This is a genomic window from Kosmotoga sp. (assembly GCF_982836095.1).
Map to the genome: position 1 here is coordinate 1 of NZ_CEYIHJ010000235.1, position 2,061 is coordinate 2,061.

Here is a 2,061-nt window from a genome sequence, read left to right on the forward strand (position 1 = left end):
GTAGTTTAACAATATACTTTTTTCCAAAGGTTTTTTTGCCAAATCCAGAAGAGAATAACAATAAGGGAGAAGTGGTAGCACTACCTGCATAGGGTTTTATACGCCCATAAACTTTAACATTGTTATTTATGCGCAGACAGCAGCCCACAAGATAAAAACTCATAGCAGATATGAGAGCAAGCAACAATAGCCCTTTTATCTTTATTATAGCCACGCCCCTTTCAGTATTAAAATATTTTAGCATGTAAGGAGCGCACTTTTAGAAAGATTTATCTGTCCGGAGGATTTAATTAATCAACTTAATATTTCTACAAGCTCGATTTCAAATACAAGATTCTTCCCAGCCAGTGGGTGATTCGCATCCAGTGTTATATCTGTTTCAGAAACCGCTATTATAGTGACATTAACTCTTTTTCCATCACCTGTTACAAGCTGCAGCTTTTGCCCAATTTCAGGATTGAGGTTTTCAGGAAGACTTTGTTTTTCAAAGGTGAAAACAAGCTCATCCATATGTGGGCCGTAGGCTTCCTCAAATGGGATATTTACAGTTTTCTTTTCTCCGATCTTCATTCCGATAACTGCTTCATCAAACCCCTTGATGACTTGCCCATTTCCTACGATGAACTCCAGTGGAGTGCGGTTGACTGAGGTATCAAAAATCTCACCATTTTCGAATTTTCCTGTGTAATGAACTCTTACAGTATTTCCTTTTTCTACTTTTCTCATTTTTTCCTCCTTCATTTAGACAGTCAAATTATTACCAGTATACTATGAAAACAAGGAATGATTTTGCATGTTTACTAATGTTTTTTGTGGTACAGTTCTTGATTTTAATTCAAATTTAATGCGAAAGCATTATAATGAAACTGGGAACATTTTTAGAGGAGGTGGGCATATGAAAAAGAAACTCACTGTTGTTGTTTTTGTTCTTTTAGTGGGTGCATTATTTGCTTTTGGTCCTGAACTGCGCTTTGGAAGCTTAGAAATGGACAATTCAAGTTACTTCATCTACATGTTCCATTATCCCATAACAGATGTCATTCCGGGTGTTGATGTGGACTTAGGTTTCAACATGTACCAGGATGAAATTGGTGGCACGATGTACTTTGGAAGACCCAATCCTGATACTCCAGATTCAACGAGCTTTATCAATGGGATATCGATTTATGGAATACGAGTCCATAATGAGTTATTCGATGTCAGATATGGAATGATGTCTTATTACTCAAAAGGCATCGGACTGCTCCTTGACGCCTACAGAAAACCTAACTCATGGGCTTTTGATGGAAAAGTGACTTTATTCCAACCCGGGCTAAGTTTCCATGTTCCTTTTGAGATAACATCTTTAAACCCATTCAGCACACTTAATACTTCGTCGCTCTGGTTTGGAGGCGCATTCTTGAAGCTTCCTTTGAATATGCTTTTTGATGCTACATTCCTATGGGAAAGCAACAGTGAGCTAACGGCCCTTCCAGGCATTCCAGCATATGGTTCAACTCTATCACTTAGTCTTCCCATAATCAACTGGAAGCTCATAAGGATAATTCCTTCTGCAGAAGCAGCTCTTCTTGCCACCTCAAGTTTCGATACAATTGGATTTGGCGCTGGTGTTGGAGGACGCTTTTCCATTCTTGACCTTCTTTGGGTTAAAGGCGGTCTTGTTTACTATTCAAGCAATTTCATACCCGGCTACTACGACGGCGATTATGAATATAAGAAGCTAAAAACGCTCGAAGGTGACCCTGATATCCAGTTAACCCCGATTACCGACGCGACACAGTCGTCTATGGGCTGGTTCATCAAGGCGAATGTAAATATCGGAAATATGCTGGTATTGAGGGCAGCCCTTAACAGTTATAACACTATACCTACTTCGCCGATATTAAAGGGATATCTAAGAGTGAGAATCCCGGAAATAGACTTAGGAAGATATGGTGGAGTTCCTGAATTCTATGCTGAAGCTGGTTATTACCAGTCGATGTTCCCCATGGGCACACTACTTGCGGGTGATTGGGAAGGAGCTCTTTTTGATCGATTTCAAGGCTCCTGTTTAAAATATCC

General features: G+C 39.6%; 3 protein-coding genes. 1 reads left to right on the top strand and 2 read right to left on the bottom strand.

Annotated features, from left to right (window positions below; genetic code table 11):
- Together AC3LHT_RS10570 and AC3LHT_RS10575 are read right to left on the bottom strand one after the other, a co-directional pair.
- The coding region (locus AC3LHT_RS10570) for a hypothetical protein (protein ID WP_488662869.1) at positions 1-214 on the bottom strand (214 nt) is incomplete at its 3' end.
- A gap of 80 nt (positions 215-294) precedes the next feature.
- Positions 295-726, bottom strand: a complete 432-nt coding sequence (locus AC3LHT_RS10575; protein ID WP_488662870.1) for an FKBP-type peptidyl-prolyl cis-trans isomerase — start codon at positions 724-726, stop codon at positions 295-297.
- 169 nt (positions 727-895) lie between these two features.
- On the opposite strand from AC3LHT_RS10575, the gene AC3LHT_RS10580 reads away from it, so the two are divergent.
- A partial coding sequence (locus tag AC3LHT_RS10580; RefSeq protein ID WP_488662871.1) for a hypothetical protein occupies positions 896-2,061 on the top strand: 1,166 nt, incomplete at its 3' end.

Excerpts from the sequence above, each read along its gene's own strand:
- AC3LHT_RS10575 (WP_488662870.1), bottom strand. The coding sequence starts at position 726 with ATGAGAAAAGTAGAAAAAGGAAATACTGTAAGAGTTCATTACACAGGA.